The sequence below is a fragment of the Pseudomonas zanjanensis genome (genome assembly GCF_014268745.2).
Classification (GTDB): domain Bacteria; phylum Pseudomonadota; class Gammaproteobacteria; order Pseudomonadales; family Pseudomonadaceae; genus Aquipseudomonas; species Aquipseudomonas zanjanensis.
Genome location: NZ_JABWRB020000001.1, coordinates 2713865 through 2735419 on the forward strand (window position 1 = coordinate 2713865; position 21555 = coordinate 2735419).

The window sequence follows — 21555 nt, forward strand, 5'->3', positions numbered from 1 at the left end:
CCTGCGCGGCGCCTGGATCGACTCACTTGAGTTTTCAAGACTTTGAAATGGACCAAGCAAGCATGAACAACATCGAAGACATCTACTCCCTTTCGCCGACCCAGCACGGCCTGTTGTTCCACAGCGTCTATGAACCGGATTCGCGGGTCTATTACCAGCAATTGAGCCTGGACATGAACGGCCCGCTGCAACTGAGCGCGTTTCGCCGCGCCTGGCAGGCGCTGATGCAGCGCCACGCCGTGCTGCGCAGTGCATTTCTCTGGGAAGAACTGGACGACGCCTATCAGGTGGTGCAACAGGACGTGCCCTTGCCCCTGACCGAACTGGACTGGCAAGACCGCGCCGAGCCCCAGGCCGCGCTGGAACAGTTGGCGCTGGAGCAGCGGGCACAACCGCTGGAGCTCAATGACTCGCCACTGATGCGTGTGTGCCTGGTGCGCCTGGCCCCCGAACGCTGGCACCTGATCTGGACCTTCCATCACATCCTCATGGACGGCTGGAGCGTCGGCATTGCCGTCCAGGAATGGCTGGCGCTGTACTACGAACACGCCCATGGCCGCCCCGCCGACCTGGCGCCGACCCGCCCTTACCGGGACTACATCGCCTGGCTGGCGGAACAGGACATGGCCGCCACCGAAGGCTTCTGGCGCGAGCAGTTGCAAGACGTCAGCGAGCCGACCCCGCTACCCACCTTCGCCGTACGCCAGCCGGCACCGGCAGGGGCACCCTTCGCCGAGCGGGAAAGCCTGCTGACGGCCGGCGAAACCGAGCAGTTGGCAAGCTTTGCCCGCCAGCACGACCTGACCATCAACACCTTGATCCAGGGCGCCTGGGCATTGCTGCTGGGCCAACACGCCGGGCGTGACGACGTGGTCTATGGCGTCACCGTCGCCGGTCGTCCGGAGAACCTGGCGGCGGTGGACAGCACCGTCGGGCTGTTCATCAATACCCTGCCGCTGCGCGTGCAATGGGCCGATGCGCCGACGCTGGTGACCTGGTTGCAACATTTGCAGCAAGCCAACAGCGACCTGCGCCACCACGCCTACCTGCCGCTGGGCAAGCTCAAGTCGATGACGCGCATCGCCGCCGAACAGGCGCTGTTCGACTCGATCCTGGTGTTCGAGAATTTCCCGGTCACCGACGCGCTTAACCAGGACACCGGCGGCTTGAGCTTCAGTGCCCCGAGCAACGACCAGCAGGTCGACGGCATCATCCTTACCCAAGGCCGCAACCACTTCCCGTTGTCGCTGATCGTGGTGCCAGACAAGCAACTGCACTACCTGATCAGCTACGACCGCAGTCGCTTCAGCGATGCCGAGGTCGCGGTGCTGTCGGCACAGTTGCGCGCCATCCTGTTGGCGATGACGGCGCAAGCGCAGCGCCGGGTCAGCGAGCTGGAGTGGCTGAGCCCTGAAGAACGCCAGCAACTGCTCGCGCAGGGGCGCGGCGCGCAACTGCCGGTGCCTTCCGCATGCCTGCACCAGCGCTTCGAACAACAAGTGGCCGCCTACCCGGAACACTTGGCGGTCCGCGACCGTCAGGTTGCCCTGACCTACCGTGAACTGGACCAACAGGCCAACCGCCTCAGCCAATACTTGCGCACCCAGGGCATCGGCCAGGACAGCGTCGTGGCACTGGCCCTTGAACGCAGCGCCGAGTTCGTGATCGCCCTGCTGGCCACCCTCAAGGCTGGCGCCGCCTATCTGCCGCTGGACCTCAAGCAGCCCGCCGGGCGCCTGGCCGACGTGCTGGTGGACAGCCGCGCCGCGCTGCTGGTCGGCGCTGCCGCCTCGCCCCTGCTCAACGGCCTGGCCGAGCACACGCCGACGCTGTGGCTGGCGGAACAGGCCGACGCCATCGCCGCCCAGCCAGACACACCACCAACCGTGCCCCACAGTCCGACTGATGCCGCGTACGTGATCTACACCTCGGGCTCCACCGGCACCCCCAAGGGTGTGGTGGTCGAGCACCAGTCCATCGTCGATTATCTGACGGCGGTGCACGCGGCACTCAACCCGCCGCCGGCGGCCCGCTACGGCTTGCTGTCAAGCATCGCCGCCGACCTGGGCCACACCCAACTGTTCGGCGCCCTGTGCAGCGGCGCCAGCCTGCTGCTGGTGGATGAAGACAGCGGTTTCAGCCCCCTGGCACTGGCCGAACTCTTCGCCCAACACCCGGTGGATGTGCTGAAGATCACCCCGAGCCATCTGGCCGGCCTGTTGCAGGCGCTACCCGATGCCCGCCTGTTGCCGCGCGCCCTGCTGGTCTTCGGCGGCGACGCCCTCAGCCCGGCGCTGCTGGAGCAGGTCAACCGCCTGGCGCCAGGGCTGCGGGTGTTCAACCACTATGGGCCGAGCGAAGCGACAGTCGGGGCGATTGCCACCGAACTGCCCGCCGGCCTGCGCAGCATCGCCCTCGGCCGGCCACTGCCGAATCGTCAATTGCAAGTCGTGGACGCCCACGGTCGCCTGGTGCCCACCGGAGTGTCCGGTGAGCTGCTGATCAACGGCGCCCTGGCCCGGGGTTACCTGCACCGCCCGGACCTGACCGCCGAACGCTTCCACCTCGACGCGGACCAGCAACGCTGGTACCGCACCGGCGACCGCGTGCGCTGGCAAGTGGACGGCCAATTGGCGTTCCTCGGCCGGGTCGACAGCCAGGTCAAGATCCGTGGCAATCGCCTGGAGCTGGGCGAAGTCGAAGCGCAGATCAAGCGCCTGTCGCCCCTGATCGAACAAGCACTGGTCCGCGCCGTGGAACTGGACGGCAGCCTGCGCCTGGTGGCTTACCTCGTCGCCAGCCAGTCGCTGTCCGCCACGAAACTGCGCAACGACCTGGGTGCGCGGGTGCCGGACTACATGGTGCCGGCGCACTTCATCACCCTCGACGAACTGCCCCTCACCCGTAACGGCAAGGTCGATGTGCAGCGCTTGCCGCTCCCGCACAAACCCACGGATGACAGCGCCACCCACGTTGCCCCGCGCAATGAAGTCGAAGCGCAACTGGCCGCCATCTGGCAAGACGTCCTGAAGCTGGAACGTGTCGGCGTGCACGACAACTTCTTCGCCCTGGGCGGCGACTCGATCATCAACTTGCAGATCATTGCCCGCGCCAACCAGCAAGGGCTGAAACTCACGCCTCGCCAGCTCTTCGAGAACCGCACCATCGCCGACATCGCCCGCGTGCTGGGCGCCGATGCCAGCCAGGGCGTGGCGCACGAGAGTGCCAATGGCTATGAACTGCCGTTGGCCGCCGGACAACTGGCGCGCCTGCAACAAGGGCCATTGCACGCCACCTGGCGTTGCGTGGCGTTGACCCAGGCCATCGACAGCGAGCTGCTGACCCAGGCCATCAGCGCCTTGCAGCAACATCACCAGGCCCTGCGCCTGGCGCTCAAGGCCCTGCCGGAGGGCGAGTGGCAGCAACGGGTCCTGGTCGCGGCCAAGGCCCCGGTGATCGCCACCGAGAAACTGGCGACCTGCGCCCCGGCACACCTGCAAACCCTGGCCCAGGCCGGTGTCGACGCGCTGGAGCTGGAGGCTGGCCAAAGCCTGCATGCCCGTCTGCTGGAAGTGGACGGCAAACATTCCCTGCTACTGGCCGCACATCCGCTGTGCCTGGACGAAGCGTCCTGGTCGCTGCTGCTGACCGACCTCAACCTGGCCTTGGCGCAACTGCGTTATCAGCGGCCAGTACGCCTGTCCTACGCCGGTGGCGACTTCACCCAGTGGACGCGGCACCAACTGGCCCATGCCCAGGGCGATGCCTTGGACGAGGCCTGGGAACATTGGCTGCAATACGCCGGCGTGGAACCGCTGCAACTGCCTGACAGCCAACAGCCGGCCAGCGTGAACGAACAAACCCTGCCAGCCGTCACCTCAGGCGAACTCAAGCGCCTGGGCGAAGTGCTGCAACTGGACTGGAACAGCCTGTTGGCCGCTGCCGTGGCCGAACAGTGCCGCGAGTCGTGCGGCAATGGCCTGGTCGCCCTGAGCGTGCACGATGCGCGGCCGAGCGCCGAGCGCCTGCCGGTCGATGCGCCGATTGCCGTGGCCGACCTCGATCCGGCACGCATCATGGGCCCGTTGGCCCTGGCCGTGCCGTACTTTCTCCAGACCGAAGGCGACAGCCTCCTGCAACGCTTGCAGGCACTGGCCGCGCAGATCCGCGCCTACCCGCAACACGGCGTCGACTATGGTGCCTTGCGCTACCTGTCGGACAACACCTACCTGCAAGAACCGCTGCGCGACCTGCCCGCGGCATCGGTCGCCATCCGCTGGCTGGGCAACCTCGACAGCCACCGCGAAGAACGCGGCATCCTGGCCCAGGTCGAAGCCGCAAGCCCATTGACGACGCCGACTTGCCCGCTGACCCTGGACGCCTGGTGGCAGGATGACTGCCTGCACGTACGCAGCCAAGGCACCCTCGCCGCCGACTGGGCACCACGCCTTGCACAACGCCTGGGCGAACTCGCCGGGCTGGCCACCGCAGCCGACCTGCGCCCTGCCAGCCAGGCGTTCCCGCTATGCCACAAGCAAGCGGCGACCCTGGCGGCCGAACCGCTGGACTGGCTGAACATCGAGGACGTCTACCCGCTGTCGTCGATGCAACAAGGCATGCTCCTGCACACCCTGCTGCAACCCCACAGCGGCATCTACCTGATGCAGCAACGCTACAGCTGGGACGGGGCCTTGCAGCGCCCGGCGATGGAAGCCGCGTGGCAGCTGTTCCTCGAGCGCCATCCGATGATGCGCACCGCGTTCTGGTGGCAGGACGACCATGAGCCGCTGCAGTGTGTGTATCGTCAAACCCACCGGGCGTTCGACTGGCAGGACTTGCGCCACCTCGACGAAGAGCAACAGCGCCTGGCGATGGACCAGGCCCTCGAAGCACAACGCCTGCAAGGTTTCGACATGGCCTGTGCGCCGTTGACCCACCTGCGGGTGTTCCAACTCGATGAGCGACGCTTCGCCGTGGTGCGCAGCTTCCACCACATCCTGACCGACGCCTGGTGCTTCGGCCTGCTGATGGAAGACCTGCTGGCGATCTACCAGGCCATCGTGCGCCAGGAGCCGGTGGCCCGCCCACGCCTGCGCTCGTTCCGCGGCTACATGAGCTGGTTGGAACGTCATGACATGGCTGCCGCCCACGCGTTCTGGCAAGCCGAAATGGCCGGTTTCAGCGAGCCAACGCCGCTGCATGTGGACAGCCCGGTCGCCCGCCCGGAGCAGGCACCGGAACAGGTCGGCGACTTCGACCAGACCCTGAGCATCGCCCAGACCCAGCGTCTGCAGCAGCTGTGCCAGCAATACCAACTGACACCCAACACTTGGATCCAGGGCGCCTGGGCGCTGTTGTTGTCGCGCTACAGCGGCAACCGCGACGTGCTGTTCGGCGTGACCGTCGCCGGCCGCCCGACCGACCTCGCCGGTGTAGAAGAAATGGTCGGGCTGTTCATCAACAGCCTGCCACTGCGCATCGATGTCGACCCGGATGCGCCCGTGGCCGACTGGCTGCAAGCGCTGTTGTCCCACAACGCGCAATTGCGCGAACACGAAAGCGCATCGTTGGTGGACATCCAGCGTTGCAGCCAAGTGCCGCGCGGCCAGCAGTTGTTCGACAGCCTGGTGGTGTTCGAGAACGCGCCGCTGGACATCAGCAGCGTGCAACTGGATGCCTTCAGCATCGACATCTATGAAGACCGCGTGCACACCAACTTCCCGATGACGGTGGTGTTGTACCCCGGCGACCGCCTGGGCATTCGCCTGTCCTACGACAGCCAGCGTTTCACCACGGACACCGTGCAACGCATGCTCGGGCACTTGGTGCAGTTGCTTTCGGGCATGCTCGAGACACCACAGGCGCCCCTGGGCAGCTTGCACATGCTGCCCGAGGCCGAACGTCGGCAGTTGCAGATCGACTGCAACCGCAGCGACGTCGACTTCCCCCTGGAGCGCGGCTATGCGGCGCTGTTCGCCGAGCAAGTGCGCAGTCGCCCGCAACACCTGGCCGCCATCTGCCAGGGGCAATCGCTGACCTACACCGAACTCGACCGCCGCGCCAACGCCATCGCCCATGCGTTGCAAGCCGCCGGTGCCGGCCCGGAAACCCTGGTGGCGCTGTTCGCCGAGCGCGGCCTGGCGCTGCTGACGATGATGATCGCCACGCTCAAGGTCGGCGCGGCGTTCCAGTCGCTGGATATCCAACAGCCCCACGCCCGCCTGGCGGAACTGCTGGACCTGGGTGAAGCGCCGCTGTTGCTGGTGTGCGAGCACGCAGCCTCGACACTGGACAACGTCCTGCCGCAAATGCGCAAGCAACCCACCTGCCTGATCGCCCAGGCGCTCTGGCAAGGCAACGAGCAGCCACCGGTCACCTACGCCCACACCCCTGAGCAACTGGCCTACGTGATTTTCACTTCGGGCTCCACCGGTACGCCAAAAGGCGTGATGGTCGAACAGCGAGGCATGCTCAACAACATGTTCGGCAAGGTCCCGAGCCTGGGCCTGGGTGAGCACGACCGGATTGCCCAGACCGCTTCGGCGGCGTTCGATATCAGCGTGTGGCAGTTCCTCGCCGCGCCGCTGCTCGGCGCCACCGTGCACATCCTGCCCGATGCCCAGGCCCACGACCCCGTGGCCCTGCTCGATGCTGTTGAAGAACATCAGCTGACCCTGCTGGAAACCGTGCCGGCGCTGATTCGCGGCATGCTCCAGGAAAGCCAGGCACACCACGCCCTGGCGAGCCTGCGCTGGCTCCTGCCCACCGGAGAGGCATTGCCACCGGCCCTGGCGCGGGACTGGTTCGCCCGCTTCCCGGCGATTGCGTTGATGAACGCCTACGGTCCCGCCGAGTGCTCGGACGACGTCGCCTTCTACCCCATCACCGAAGCGCCAGCCGACGACTGCCTGCACATGCCCATCGGCAAGCCGACCGCCAATAACCAGGTGTTCGTCCTCGATTCAGACCTGCGCATGGTTCCCATCGGCGTGCCGGGTGAGTTGTGCATCGGCGGTGTCGGCGTCGGTCGCGGCTACCTGCGCGATCCGCAACGTACCCGCGAAGCCTTTGTCCCGCACCCCTTCCAGGCCGATGCGCGCCTGTATCGCAGTGGTGATATCGGCCGGATGCGCGCCGATGGCGTGATCGAATACCTCGGCCGTCGCGACCAGCAAGTGAAGATCCGTGGCCACCGTATCGAACTGGGCGAAATCGAAAACCGCCTGATGCAGCACCCGGCAGTGGACAGCGCGGCGGTGCTGGCGCTGCCCGATGCCCGTGGCGCGTTGCAACTGGTGGCCTGGTATGTGCTCGACGAAGCGGCCGACCTGGACGGCGAGTCCACGCAACAGGCCTTGAGCGCTTACCTGGGCCAGCAACTGGCAAGCTACATGGTCCCGGCTCGTTGGCTGGCCCTTGAGCAATTGCCACTGAACGCCAATGGCAAGGTCGACCGTCGTGCCCTCGTCGCCCTGGGCGTGCCCCAGGACGAAACGGCGCAGGGGCAATCCATGGCACCGCGCACGCCGACCGAGCAGGTCCTGGCCGAACTCTGGCAAGAGATTCTCGGCCTCGACAACGTGGGTGTGCACGACGACTTCTTCGCCATCGGCGGTCACTCCTTGCTGGCCACCCAGGTGTTGTCGCGGATTCGTCGACGGTTGAACGTGAACCTGCCGCTGCGCACGCTGTTCGAGCGTGGCACCCTCGAGCAACTGGCCGACGCGGTGGATCGACAGCGCGACGCCCAGAGCGAGGCCGACGGCGACAGCGAAATCGCCCTGGCGCCGCGTAACCAGCCGTTGCCGCTGTCCTACAGCCAGCAACGGTTGTGGTTCCTGGATCGCTTCGAAGGCCCTAGCGCCGCCTACAACATGACCACCACCGTCAGGCTGCGTGGCGCGCTGGACATCACGGCGCTGCAAGGAGCCTTGCAAGCGGTTTTCGAACGCCATGAGTCCTTGCGCACCGCGTTCCACCTCCACGGCGACCAGCCTTGCCAGGTCATCAGCCCGGCGCCGATGGTCGACTTGACACCCACCGAGCTGAGTCACCTCGCCAGCGAGGAACAGGCGCAAACCCTGCAACGCCTGATCGATGAACAGGCCGGGCGTCCGTTCGATCTGCAACAGGCGCCGATGCTGCGCGCCAACCTGCTGCACTTGGGAAGCGACGATCACGTGCTGCAACTGGTGCTGCATCACATCGCCACGGACGCCTGGTCCATGGGCATCCTGATGCAGGAGTTGATCGTCGGCTACCAGGCCCGCACCAGCGGCTCGACGCCGGTGCTGCCAGTGTTGCCGATCCAGTTCGCCGACTATGCCTACTGGCAACGCAGCGAAGCGCAACAGCGCCTGCTGGGCCGGGCCATCGATTACTGGCGTCGCCAGCTCGACGGCGCGCCCACGGTGATCCCGCTGCCGCTTGACCAGCCACGCCCGGCACGCCCCGACTACCAGGGCGCGGCCCTGGAGCAACGCTTCACCGCAGCCCAGACGCAGGTGCTCAAGGCTTATGCGCAGGAACAACGGGCGACGCTGTTCATGGTCCTGCTCAACGCCTTCAACAGCCTGTTGCAGCGGGCCACCGGGGCCAATGACTTTATCGTCGGCACCGACCTGGCCAACCGCGAACATCCGGCCCTGGAACACCTCATCGGGTTCTTCGTCAACGTGTTGCCGATCCGTGCCCGCCTGAGCGAAGGCGAAACCTTTGACGCCCGCCTGCAGCGCTTGCGCGAAGATTGCCTGTCGGCGTTCCAGCACCAGCAAGTGCCGTTCGACAAACTGGTCGAGGAACTGCAGCCGCCGCGTACGCCAGGGATCAATCCGCTGGTCCAGGTGTTGTTCGTCATGCAGAACACGCCCAGCGGCAATGCCAGCCTGCCGGACCTTGAGGTGGAACACCTGGTATCGCCCCAGGAGAGCAGCAAGTTCGACCTCGCCGTGTTTGTCGAAGAAGACGAGGAACAAGGGCTGAACGTGCGCTGGGTGTATCGCACCAGCGTGTTGCAAGAGCAGACCATCCAGCGCCTCGAACAAGGTTTCGAGCACCTGTTGGAGCAGCTCGTCGTGGCCCCGGCGCAAGCGCTGGACCAATGGTCGTGGCGCCTTGGGGGCGGCAATGCCAGCGCACCGTCCCAGCCTGAAGCGTCGCTCGACGAGGCCTCGGCCCGCAGCGCGCGCAAGCAGTCGAAACTGAGCAAGCTCAAGCAGACCCGCGCAACCGCCGTGAGCCAGGTGGCCCACGAGCAGGTCCGTACCCGCACCCTCGACGCCGGGCAAGCCTTGCCGTTGGTGATCGAGCCGTTGCTCGGCGACCTGGACCCGGTGCACTGGGCGCTGCAAGCTCGGGAATGGATCAACGCCCAACTGCTGACCCACGGCGGCCTGTTGTTCCGCGGCTTCAACCTGCCGGATGCCGCCGCTTTCGAGCAGTTCGCCCAGGCCATCGAGCCGGACCTGTACGGGACCTACGGCGACCTGCCGAAGAACACTTCCGGCAAGAACATCTACCACTCCACGCCGTACCCGGAACAGCACATGATTCTCTTCCACAACGAGAGCTCCCATCTGCCGCAGTGGCCACGCAAGCAGTGGTTCTACTGCGAAACACCGGCGCCACGTGGCGGCTGCACGCCCATCGTCGATTGCCGGCAGGTGCTGGCGCGCTTGCCCGAGGATATCGTCGCCCGCTTCAAGGCCCTGGGCCTGCTTTACGTGCGGCACTTCACCGACAAGCTGGATGTGCGCTGGCAGGACTTCTTCAAGACCGAACAGCGCGAGGAAGTCGAGCGCCAATGCCTGGCATCGGGCATGCGCTGGGAGTGGCTGGGGGCCGACAACCTGCGGATCGCCCAGCATTGCCCGGCCATCGTCGCGCATCCCGAGACCGGGGAGTTGTCGTTCTTCAATCAGGTGCAACTGCACCACACCGCCTGCCTGGAGCCGGAAGTTCGCAGCAACCTGATCAGCCTGTTTGGTCCCGGGCACCTGCCCCGCAACGTCTACTACGGTGACGGCAGCGTGATCGAAGACGCGGTGATGCAGGTAATCGGCGCGGCCTATGAAGACTGCGCGGTACGTTTCAGTTGGCAAAAGGGTGACATGGTGATGCTGGACAACATGCTGGTGGCCCACGCTCGGGATCCCTTCGAGGGTGAGCGCAAGATCTGCGTCGCCATGGGCCAGATGATGCGCCGTGAACAATTGATCGGCGGCCTGCCCGAAGCACAGCCGACTGCGGAGGTGCAGGCATGAGCGCCTTCGAGAAACGTGAAGAAGCCTTCGCCCTCTCGCCCCAGCAACGCAGCCAGTGGTTGGCGGGTTTGCCCGCAGTGCGCCTGGAACTGGAAATAACAGGCCCGTTGGCCCTTGAGCGCCTGCGCCAACGGCTCGTCGCCCTGAGCGCCTGCCACGAGGCCCTGCGCCTGCGGGTGCGGCCTGAGCCGGGCTTGCTGATGCCGTTGCAAGTGGTGGAATCCACCGTCATGGCCGCGGACGCCATCAGCGTCGAGGCGCACGCCGTCGGCGACGATCGCCACCGGGTGACGCTGCAACTGCCGGCGCTGAGCGCGGATCGCGGGACCCTGCTGCGCCTGGTGCAGGCATTGGCCTCGACGGATGCGCCGACGGTGGATGACGAGGCCATGACGTATACCCAGTACAGCGCCTGGCTCTACGAATTGCAGGCCGATGAAGACGCCGATCCTGGCCGGCGTTTCTGGGCCAGCCAGGCCCCGGACGAGCCGGCCGCCGGCGAGTTGCTCTACCGCCAGGTACGCAGCGACCGCCCTGGCGCCCCGGTGACCACTCGCCTGAGCGCCGATCCACAGTTGAGCGTGGCCCTCGACGGTTTTTGCCAACGTCACGACGCCTCGCCCGAGCAGGTCCTGATGACGGCCTGGGGCGTGCTGTTGCAACGCCTGAGTACCGGTGACAACCCGGCACTGACCCTGAACTGGGTCCACGATTGCCGCGACGACTATGAAGAACTCGCCGACTGCTGGGGCTTGTTCGCCAAGCCCCTGCCCCTGCGCTGGCAACCCCCGGCAGGCAGCCCTTTTTCCCAGGCGCTGGCAGAACTGCAAGCGCTTTGCGAACACGCGACGGAATGGCAGGAATATTGCGGCGTCAGCGCTGCACTGCCGGCCGAGGCTTCGCAATACGGCTTCCAGTGGGGTGGTCAGTTGCCCGATCGACTCGACACCTTGGGCAGCCTGGCATCGACACTCACGGTGCTGGACGCCCAAGCCATCCCCGCGGGCATAGAACTGTTGCTGGTGGCCGAGACCAGCGCCGGCGGCTATCGCCTGAACCTCTGCCACCTGCCGGGCCGCTACAGCGAACAAGCCGCACGGGTCCTGCTGGAGCAGTTCCAATCGCTGCTGCTCGATGCCCTCGCCCACCCCGACAAACCCTTGGCCGAGCTGTCCTTGCAGGCGCCGAGCTTCACCGCGACGCTGGCCGCCCTGCAGGACGATGTCGCAACGTTGCCGTTTACCAGCGTGCCGGCCGATTTCGATGCCTGTGCCGCGCAGTTCCCCGAACACTTGGCCCTGCGCGACCACAACGGGCCACTGAGCTACGCCCAATTGCAGGCGCGCAGCAACCAACTGGCCCATTACCTGCGCGCCCAAGGCGTGGGGCGCGAAGATCGCGTGGCGTTGTACCTGGATCGCTCGGCGCAGATGGTCCTGGCCATGCTCGCCGTGCTCAAGAGCGGCGCGGCATTCGTTCCCCTGGATGTGCATCAGCCGGCGCAACGCTCCCTGGCGATCCTGCAACAGGCCCAGCCGGTCTTCGTCCTTAGCGGTTCGGCCGGCAGCGCCCCCGCGTTGCCCGGCATCGGCAGCCTCGACCTGAGTGATGAAGCGACTTGGCAGCAAGCGCCTGCCACGGCAATCGACGCCGAAGTCCAAGGCCAGGACGCGGCCTATGTGCTGTTCACTTCCGGCAGCACCGGCACGCCCAAAGGCGTGATCGTCGAGCATCGGCAGCTCGCCAGCTACGTCGCCAGCGTGTCCCGGCGCCTGGCCCTGGGAGTGGGCGAACGCAGTGCGGTGGTCACTTCCCTGGCCGCCGACCTGGGCTACACGTTGCTGTTCCCGGCGCTGCTCAGCGGCGGCGAATTGCACCTGCTGGACAAGGAAACGGCGATGGACGCCCAAGCCTGGGCAGCCTGGCAGGCGCAGTACCCGATCGACCACCTGAAGGTCGTGCCGTCGTTGCTCGACGCCTGGTTGATTCACGCTCAGAGCGCTGCGGTGTTGCCGCGCAAGCAATTGATTCTCGGTGGCGAAAGCTGCTCGCGGCGCCTGCTGCAAAGCATTCGCAGCCTCGCGCCGGCGCTGACGGTCTTCAACCATTACGGCCCGACCGAAACCACCGTGGGGGTGGTGATGCACAAAGCCGAACCGGCCATGGACTATCGCCGCCTGCCCCTGAGCGACCGCCTCGACGGCATGCGCCTGTACCTGCTCGACGAGCAGCAAGCGCTGGCCGCGCCCGGGCAGAGCGCCGAGCTGTATATCGCCGGCCAGCAACTGGCTCGCGGTTACTTGGACGCACAACAAAATGCCGGACGTTTCATCGAACTGGCCCAACGGCCAGGTGAACGCCTCTATCGCACCGGCGACATGGCCCGCTATCGCCATGACGGCAGCCTGGAGATCACCGGGCGCGCCGACCGCCAAGTGAAAATCCGTGGTTTCCGCGTGGAGCTCGATGAGATCCAGGCACAACTGGCCGGCCTTCCCGGCGTGGCCCAGGCCGCGGTCGAATGCATCCCCCGGGGCGAGCTCGGCCAGCAACTGTTCGCCTTCATGACCCTGACACCCGGGCATTCGACCACGGTCGCGCGGCTGCATGGCCAGGCCCAGGATTGCTTGCCGGACTACATGCTGCCGACCCTGCGGATCGTCGAGGCATTACCGCTGATGGGCAACGGCAAGCTCGACCGCAAGACCTTGCAGCAATGGGCCGACAAAGTGCTGGATACCGTCGGCAGCGCCTTGCCGCGCACACCGCTGGAAGCCCTGCTCGCCGAGGTCTGGGCACAGGTGCTGGGCCTGGAACGGGTGGGCATCGACGACGACTTCTTCGAGCTGGGCGGCCACTCCCTGGCGGCGGTGACGCTTGCCAGCCGCTTGCAGACTGCGCTGTCGGCACCGGTGACGGTCAATGCGGTGTTCAACGCCCCGAGCGTCTCGGCATTTGCCGCACTGGTGCAGGCCGAACTCAAGCTTTCGCCACTGGTGCGGTTGTCGGCGCCCAACGCCGTTGAAGCCGCCAATCTGTTCTGCTTCCACCCCTCCACCGGCCACGTGCAGGATTACCGCACGCTGCTGACGCCACTTGCGTCCTGGCACCTCTGGGGCTTGCAGGCGGCATACCTGACCGACGACAGCACGACGCTGGGCGGCGATATCGAAAGCCTCGCCGCGTGCTACGTCGAGCACCTGCGCCAACAACAACCCCAGGGGCCTTATCATCTGCTGGGGTTCTCCCTCGGCGGCCTGCTCGCGATTGCCGCGGCCGCGCGCCTGGAAAGCCAGGGCGAAGAAGTGGCGTTTCTCGGTATCATCGACTCGCAATACCAGCATCAAGCGCCGGAAGACAGTGTCGAAGCGCTGCTGGAATCAGCCTCCCAAGCGCTGACGCTGGACAGCCAAGCCGTGTTACGCCAGTTGTCAACGCCGATCATGACCGCGTTGCTGGCGCAACTGGACGCCCTGCCCCCGGCGGCACGCTTGCCGGAACTGGTCCAGTGGGCACGGCAACAAGGCCTGCAACTCGATGGCGACAGTTGGGAACATTTACACACACGGCTGCGCTACCAGCAGCATACGCAGCACCTGCTGGCCACGTTCAAGCCCGTACGGTTGAGCTGCCCGGTGCATGTCTGGTGGGCCAGCGATACCCTGGCCCAGGCTGAATTCGCCGACCCGCATTGGGAAAACCTCAGCAGTGGGCCGTTGACCCGCGAGGTCATCGCAGCGCAACACCTGACCATCCTTGAGCAACGCGCCCTGCACGAACAATTGGCGGCGCGCCTCACGGCCATTGCTACACACGGAGCGGTTTGAAATGGATCTGTTGTTACTCATGGCTAAACGCTCCTGGCGCGCACTGCTGGTGGCGACCCTCACGGGTCTGACCTGCGGCCTCGCGGCAGCCGGCCTGATCGCCAACATCAACCACAGCCTGGAGATGTTCGATACGCTGCGCCCGGTGGATGGCCTGTTCTTCGCCGGCCTGGTGGTGTTGGTCGCGGTGTCGCGGATCATCTCCGACATCAGCCTGCTGCGCCTGGGCCAGGCGGCGGTCAACGACATGCGCCTGCACCTGAGCGCCAAGCTGATCGACACGCCCTACGCGCAATTGCAGCGCCTGGGCAAGCATCGCCTGCTGGCGATGCTCACCGACGATACGCAAACCATCAGCCAGGCCGTGGAGTTGGTGCCGATCCTGTTGGTCAACGTCGGAATCATCGCCGCGTGCCTCGCCTACCTGGGCTGGCTCAGCATGCCGCTGCTCGGCCTGACACTGCTGCTGATCGCCTTGGGCAGCCTGAGCTTTCACTGGCCGCAACGCCGGGCCCTGACCTCGATCTCCCGTGCTCGTGAGCTCAAGGACCAATTGTTCAATCAATACCGCCTGCTCACCGATGGCAGCAAGGAACTGCAACTCAACCATCCGCGCCGGCAGCACTTCTTCACCCGCCTGCTGATACCCGTGAGCCAGCAATACCGCCGCGATTTTGTCCGGGGCATGAGCATCTATGCACTGGTCCTGAACTGGGGCAATGCCGTGTTCTACCTGCTGATCGGCGTGGTGCTGTTCGCCGCGCCGCATTTCATCGACCTGGGCGTGAGCCTGGTCACCGGCTATATCCTGGCGATCCTCTACATGATCACGCCATTGTCGGAACTGATGCATGCCTTGCCGACCCTCGGCCGGGCCAGCGTGGCCCTGAACAAGATCCGCGCCCTGGAAGGCGAGATGCAAACCGCCGACGAGACCCTCGACACGATCTCGCCGACCCAGGTCCGCAGCCTGGTGTGCCGCCAGGTCACCCACACCTACTACCGCGAGCGCGAGGACGGGCACTTCACCCTGGGCCCCATCGACCTCACCCTCAATGCCGGCGAAGTGGTGTTCATCACCGGCGGCAACGGCAGCGGCAAGACCACCCTGGCCTTGTTGCTGACCGGGCTGTACCGACCGGAAAGCGGTGAGATCATGCTCGACGAGCAAGTGTCCTCGAGCAATGACAACCACCATTACCGGCAGCACTTCTCGGCGATCTTCACCGACTTCTGCCTGTTCGAGAACCTGTTCGATGGCGACGATCCGCACTTGGTGAAACAGGCGCAGGACTACCTGGTCCACCTGCAACTGGACCATAAGGTGCAAATCGAGGAAGGCAAGCTGACCACGCTGGCGCTGTCCACCGGGCAACGCAAGCGCCTGGCGCTGCTCAGCGCCTATCTGGACGACCGCCCCTGCTATCTGTTCGACGAATGGGCCGCCGACCAGGACCCGGTGTTCAAGCACTTTTTCTACACCCGGATCCTGCCGGACCTGCGCGAGCGCGGCAAACTGCTGATCGTCATTTCCCATGACGACGCCTACTTCGGCCTGGCCGACCGGTTGATCCGCATCGAACACGGTAAGCTCAGCGAAGTTGCCCCACAGTCTGATGCCGCGCCCTTGGCCGAAATGCTGTCTTGAGCAAACCCTGAACACTGTAGGTAATGCTGTTCACTCAGGAAAAACGGCGCTTGTTTCAGAAATGAAAAGCGCCGTTTTTTTTGAAAAATCTACGCGCCTTTTTCCAAACGGGCTTGGTGAGTCCGCGTTTCCCCTGTGGGAGCGGGCTTGCTCGCGAAAGCGGTGGGTCAGTTTGCGGTGATGTTGGATGTGCCGGCCTCATCGCGAGCAAGCCCGCTCCCACAGTGGTCCTGTGTCGGACATGAATTTTGTGTTCACCACAGATCCAGTGTGGGAGCGAGCCTGCTCGCGATAGCGGTGGGTCAGTTTGCATTGATGTTGGATGTGCCGGCCTCATCGCGAGCAAGCCCGCTCCCACAGTGGTCCTGTGTCGGACATGAAATTTGTGTTCACCACAGATCCAGTGTGGGAGCGAGCCTGCTCGCGAAAGCGGTGGGTCAGTTTGCGGTGATGTTGGATGTGCCGGCCTCATCGCGAGCAAGCCCGCTCCCACAGTGGTCCTGTGTCGGACATGAATTTTGTGTTCACCACAGATCCAGTGTGGGAGCGAGCCTGCTCGCGATAGCGGTGGGTCAGTTTGCATTGATGTTGGATGTGCCGGCCTCATCGCGAGCAAGCCCGCTCCCACAGTGGTCCTGTGTCGGACATGAAATTTGTGTTCACCACAGATCCAGTGTGGGAGCGAGCCTGCTCGCGAAAGCGGTGGGTCAGTTTGCGGTGATGTTGGATGTGCCGGCCTCATCGCGAGCAAGCCCGCTCCCACAGTGGTCCTGTGTCGGACATGAATTTTGTGTTCACCACAGATCCAGTGTGGGAGCGAGCCTGCTCGCGAAAGCGGTGGCTCAGCCACATGGAATGCCGGCAAGTACCCCGAAGGCTGTTCAAAACCTGCGCTCATTCCTACTCATAGATGTAATGCAGGTAGCTCACCTGCTCCGCCACCGGCAGGCGGTGCAGCTTGGGGCAGGATTCGCAGAGCACGGGCGGCTGGCCTTCGACCGGCTCGTGCAGTTGGTAATGCAGGCAGCAATGCCGGCGCAAGGGCAAGCTGGGGCAAATCTGCGGCGCCGGTGACTCGACCATGCGTTGCAGGCCGCGCAGCTTCAAGCGGCCATTGTTCACCGTGACGGGCTCCAGCCACTGGTGCGCCTCGGCGAAACCATCCCTGGACAGCTCCGGGTCCATCCTGGCGAAGGCGCCGTCCCAGATGGCGACGAAGTTGCCCCACAATATTTTCGGGGCCAGGCCACCGGCGGCGGCCAATGTGCCGAACAGTGGCGCCAGGTGCTCATGGACCAACCGCGACCAGTAAGCCGCCCGGTCATCCGCGGCCAAGTCCGACACCCCGGCAGCCAGGCCCAGCGCCGCCGGTTGGCCGTCGTCGTGCCACAGCAGCGCGTCCTCGCCCCAGAACTCGATGGCGCAGTGACGCGTCAGCACACAGGCCAGGGTGGCGGGCAAGACAATGCTCATGTAGTTCATCGACCACTGCGACACCACGGCGGCACGGTTCACCCCCGGGTAACGCAGGGCGAATCGAGTCAGCAAGGGTTGCAGCACGGCAGGATCGGCAAGCTGGCTCAACGCGACGGAAGGCTGCTCGCCAGGTGCCTGCCGGATGACCCGCTGTATCGGCGGCCAGGCCTGGTTAAGCCATTCTGGAAATTCGATAACGGGGCTCCCGTGGCTTTCCCTAATTAATGCAAACGATTAGCATTGGCTGATCCTATCCTCCCTCCCCTGCAAACTCAACGTCGTTAGCGACCAGGCTCATCAAGACTCCATGCACACACTCCGCAACTTCTGGCGTCTCGCGCGGCCTTTCTGGGCTTCCGAGGAAAAGTACCCGGCCCTGTGGCTACTGTTGGCCACCGTGCTGATGACCCTGTGCCTGGTCGGTGTCAACATCCTCACCAACTTCTGGAACCTGCATTTCTATAACGCCTTGCAAGCCTTGGATTACCACGGCTTCCTGATCGGCAGCCTGCAATTCATCCTGCTGCAGATCGGCACGGCGGCCTTTACCGTGGGTGCGTTTCACTTTCAGCAAAAACTGACCATCCGCTGGCGGCGCTGGGCGACCCGCAACATGCTCGATCAGTGGCTGGGCAACCAGCGCTACCATAAGCTGAAATTGACCGAAACCGATGTCGACAACCCCGACCAGCGGATCGCCGAAGACATTGACCTGTTCATCGTCAAGTCACTCAAGTTGAGCCTGGGCCTGTTGACGTCGGTGGTGTCGCTGTTTTCCTTCCTGCATATCCTCTGGCAAGCCTCCAGCCTCGTCAGCGTGCCATTCAACGATCAGTCGTTCGTCATTCCGGGACTGCTGGTGTGGATCGCCCTGGTGTATGCGTTCCTGGGCACCGGCCTGGCCTTTTGGCTGGGCCGCGCCCTGCCCAGCCTCAATTTCATGCAACAGCGGCGTGAGGCGGACTTTCGTTTCTCGCTCATCCGCCTGCGGGAGAACGCTGACTCGGTGGCGCAATACCGCGGCGAAGTCGTGGAGAACGAACGCTTCAACCGTCGCCTGGACGCGGCGCTGGAAAACTTCTGGGCGCTGGTGAAGAAACAGAAGCTGATCATGGGCTACTCGACCTTCTATTTGCGCAGCGCGACGGTCATCCCGATGTTCATCATGGCGCCACAGTTCTTTGCCGGCGCCTTTCCCCTCGGCCGCCTGACGCAGATAAGCGCGGCCTTCGGCGAAGTGCACGCGGCCATCGCCTACCTGGTGAGCGTGTTCCCGGAACTGTCGGAATGGAAATCGGTGATCGACCGCTTGGTCGGCTTCCAGGAGCGCCTGGATAACGTCGAGGTCAAGTCCCAGGTCAGGCACGAACAGCAGGCCAGCGGTCTTGATATCAAGGACCTGGACATCTGGCTGCCCAATGGCCGGCCGTTGTTCAAAGGTTTCAACCTGTCACTCAAACCCGGCGACAGCCTGATGATCAGCGCGCCGTCCGGCTACGGCAAATCGACGCTGATCCGCACGATCACCGGGCTGTGGCATCACGCTCGCGGCTCGAGTAGCTATGACCGCGAGCGCGCCCTGACCCTGTCGCAAAAACCCTACTTGCCGCTGGGCAGCCTGCGCGAAGCGCTCTGGTACCCCAACCCGCCCCGTCGCGACGAGGATGCCGCGCTACGCCAGGTCATGGAGCAAGTCGGCCTGCAAGACCTGGCCGATCAATTGGAAGAGGAGCGGGACTGGGCACAGACCCTCAGCATCGGCGAACAGCAACGCTGCGCGTTCGTCAGGGCCCTGCTGGCCCGGCCCACGGTGCTGTTCCTCGACGAAAGCAGTTCGGCGCTGGACGCGGCAAACGAAGCGCGTTGCTATCAGCTGCTCAGGCAGACACTGCCGGACACGATCTTGATCAGCGTCGGGCACAGCGCTTCCCTGGAGCACTTCCATTGGCACGTCCTGGAGCTGAAGGACGAGGCGCAGTGGGTGCATCGCAAGGTCAAGCAAGCGGTGTGAACCCGCATCCTGTGCCTATGAAATAGAGCATGGGAAAGATAGATCTGTGGCGAGGGAGCTTGCTCCCGCTCGGCTGCGCAGCAGTCGCAAAAGCGGTGTCTGCGGTGTGCCTGGCGAAACGGTGTGGCTGATTTGGGGCCGCTGCGCGGCCCAGCGGGAGCAAGCTCCCTCGCCACAGGATGCACTTGGGCCACAGGGTTCAATTCACAATGTGCCCTCTTCCCGCGCAATCAGATCCCTGAAAAAGCGCAAATGACCTGCCCGACACTCCATCCCTCTTCGCATAATTGGCATGCAGAGTTTGTGGTCTATAGTCAGACACATCCAGGCTCTTTCGCTCGGGCCTTCAGGAGCAACACCCCTTCGAGCCGTAACCGTGTCGGATGCTCACCAGCCTTCGGTCGGACAATGCAGGGAGCAAGCCATGCCGATCCAGCGGCCCGAGACACTGAGGTTGGCCCCTGGCACCGCTCATTGTGCAGAAGCCGATGGCGGTACCGAAGCCAGCACGCTTCGGCGTTTCTTCGACCAGGCCAAGGAAGCCTACATCCTGTTCCCGCTGCTGGCCGCCCTGCTGTTGCTGATTGTCTGGAGCGCCACCCTCTACCTGATCAAGGTTGAACATCTTCGCGCGCAGCAGAGCGCCGCGACGGCCAGCCTGGAGATGGGTGCTACCTACGAAGCGCAAATGTTGCGCGCCATCCATGAAATCGATCAGACCCTCAAGCTGGTCAAATACACCTTTGAGACCGAGGACGAGCCCAATCCCCTGCGCCGCCTCCAGGAACGGGCCTTGTTGCCGCCGGCCTTGGTGTTCGATGTCAGTGTGGTCAATCCGGACGGCCGGTTCGTGGCGAGCACGCGGGTCAACGACCGGGAAAACATCGCTGACCCGGATGAACAGCAAACGCTGCGGCACAGCGATTCGTTGTCCATCAGCCATCCATGGAAAAGCCCAATCACTGGCGAATGGCGCTTGCGCTTCAGCCGGCGACTCGATGCCGCGGATGGCAGGCTTTCCGGGATCGCCAGGGTCGAAGTGGATGCTGCCTATTTCGTCAGCAGCTACGACGCCTCGAAACTCGGCGACCAGGGTGCGCTCGGGCTGCTGGGCACGGACGGCATCTTTCGCGTACGGCGCACCGGGGAAACGCTATCGGCCGGCGATGCGGTCAATTACACGGCGGTGGTGCCGGACGCTGAAAACACCGAGGCGAAGCTCTCGATCAACGGTTGGGACGGCGTGCGGCGCTACACCAGTGCCCGCCAGCTCTACGATTTTCCGCTGGCGGTGATCGTCGGGTTGTCCGAGGAAGAACAACTGGCCGCGGTGAACCAGCAAGCGCGTACCTATCTGTGGCGTGCCACGGGCGGCAGCCTGGTGCTGGTATTGCTGGTGGGCCTGCTCGCCCGGATGAGCTGGCAGCTGGCGCAAAGCCGCTTGCGCGCCGCCGAAGCCCAGGTCCAACTGGCCGCGGCCGCACGCCAGGCCGGCATGGCCGAAATCGCCACCAATGTGCTGCATAACGTCGGCAACGTGCTTAACAGCGTGAATATCTCCGCCGACCTGGTCACCCGCAAACTGCGCACCAGCAAGGCCTTGGGGCTTGGCAAGGCGGTGCAAATGATGAACGAGCACGCTGAAGACCTCGGCGATTTCATCTCCCACGACGACAAAGGCAAGCTGTTGCCCGGCTACCTGAACCAGTTGGTGGACGCACTGGCGATCGAGCAACAGAGCATGACCGAAGAACTCGGCCAACTGAGCAAAAGCGTCGACCACATCAAGGAAATCGTCGCCGCCCAGCAATCCTATGCAGGTCCATCCAGCCTCGCCGAAACCGTGCAGGTCAAGGAACTGATCGAGGATGCCCTGCGCATGAACGCCGGCATCATCGCGGCGCATCGGATCACCGTGGTGAGAAACCTGGCCGATACGCCCTTGCTGCAACTGGACAAGCACCGGGTGCTGCTGATCCTGATCAACCTGATAAAAAACGCCAGCAGGGCGATGGGTGACCGGTTGGAGCCGGCCCCTCAAATCATCCTTCAGAGCGAGATTCCCCAAGACGACACCCTGGTCATCAAAGTCATCGACAACGGCGAAGGCATCGTGCCCGAGAATCTGACGCGGATCTTTGCCCACGGCTTTACCACACGCAAGGATGGCCATGGCTTTGGCCTGCACAGTTGCGTCCTGGCGGCCATGGAGATGGGCGGTTCGCTGGAGGCCCATAGCGATGGGCCGGGAACAGGGGCGACCTTTACGCTCAAATTGGCCATCTAGACTAGGCTTCGGTGGGTAATGGCGCGCAGTTTCAGCCGACGTAC

At 64.4% G+C, this 21555-nt stretch carries 6 protein-coding genes; 5 read left to right on the forward strand and 1 reads right to left on the reverse strand.

Annotated elements, in window-relative coordinates:
* The first annotated feature begins 62 nt into the window (after nucleotides 1-62).
* From HU715_RS11195 to HU715_RS11205, 3 genes are read left to right on the forward strand one after another with little or no spacing between them, the layout of a single operon-like run.
* On the forward strand, nucleotides 63-10262 hold the full coding sequence (locus HU715_RS11195; protein WP_186704823.1) for a non-ribosomal peptide synthetase: 10200 nt from the start codon (nucleotides 63-65) through the stop codon (nucleotides 10260-10262).
* Entirely contained in the window at nucleotides 10259-14089 is a 3831-nt protein-coding gene (locus HU715_RS11200; RefSeq protein WP_186704822.1) for a non-ribosomal peptide synthetase, read from the forward strand. The genes HU715_RS11195 and HU715_RS11200 overlap by 4 nt, the downstream gene beginning before the upstream one ends.
* A gap of 1 nt (nucleotide 14090) precedes the next feature.
* Nucleotides 14091-15737, forward strand: coding sequence for a cyclic peptide export ABC transporter (locus tag HU715_RS11205; protein ID WP_186704821.1), 1647 nt, complete (start codon nucleotides 14091-14093; stop codon nucleotides 15735-15737).
* 900 nt (nucleotides 15738-16637) lie between these two features.
* Here the strand turns inward: HU715_RS11205 and fhuF are convergent.
* Nucleotides 16638-17321 (reverse strand): siderophore-iron reductase FhuF, encoded by a 684-nt coding sequence (fhuF, locus tag HU715_RS11210; RefSeq protein WP_186704820.1) that lies wholly within the window; start codon nucleotides 17319-17321, stop codon nucleotides 16638-16640.
* A gap of 199 nt (nucleotides 17322-17520) precedes the next feature.
* Between fhuF and HU715_RS11215 the strand changes: the two genes are divergently transcribed.
* A complete protein-coding gene (locus tag HU715_RS11215) occupies nucleotides 17521-19224 on the forward strand; it encodes an ABC transporter ATP-binding protein/permease (RefSeq protein ID WP_186704819.1) in 1704 nt (567 codons plus the stop codon).
* A gap of 424 nt (nucleotides 19225-19648) precedes the next feature.
* Nucleotides 19649-21511: an ATP-binding protein gene (locus HU715_RS11220; RefSeq protein WP_186704818.1), complete on the forward strand. Its 1863-nt coding sequence runs from the start codon at nucleotides 19649-19651 to the stop codon at nucleotides 21509-21511.
* Nucleotides 21512-21555 lie beyond the last annotated feature (44 nt).

Excerpts from the sequence above, each read along its gene's own strand:
- HU715_RS11195 (WP_186704823.1), top strand. The coding sequence starts at position 63 with ATGAACAACATCGAAGACATCTACTCCCTTTCGCCGACCCAGCACGGC.
- HU715_RS11215 (WP_186704819.1), top strand. The coding sequence starts at position 17,521 with ATGCACACACTCCGCAACTTCTGGCGTCTCGCGCGGCCTTTCTGGGCT.
- HU715_RS11200 (WP_186704822.1), top strand. The coding sequence starts at position 10,259 with ATGAGCGCCTTCGAGAAACGTGAAGAAGCCTTCGCCCTCTCGCCCCAG.
- HU715_RS11205 (WP_186704821.1), top strand. The coding sequence starts at position 14,091 with ATGGATCTGTTGTTACTCATGGCTAAACGCTCCTGGCGCGCACTGCTG.
- HU715_RS11220 (WP_186704818.1), top strand. The coding sequence starts at position 19,649 with ATGCCGATCCAGCGGCCCGAGACACTGAGGTTGGCCCCTGGCACCGCT.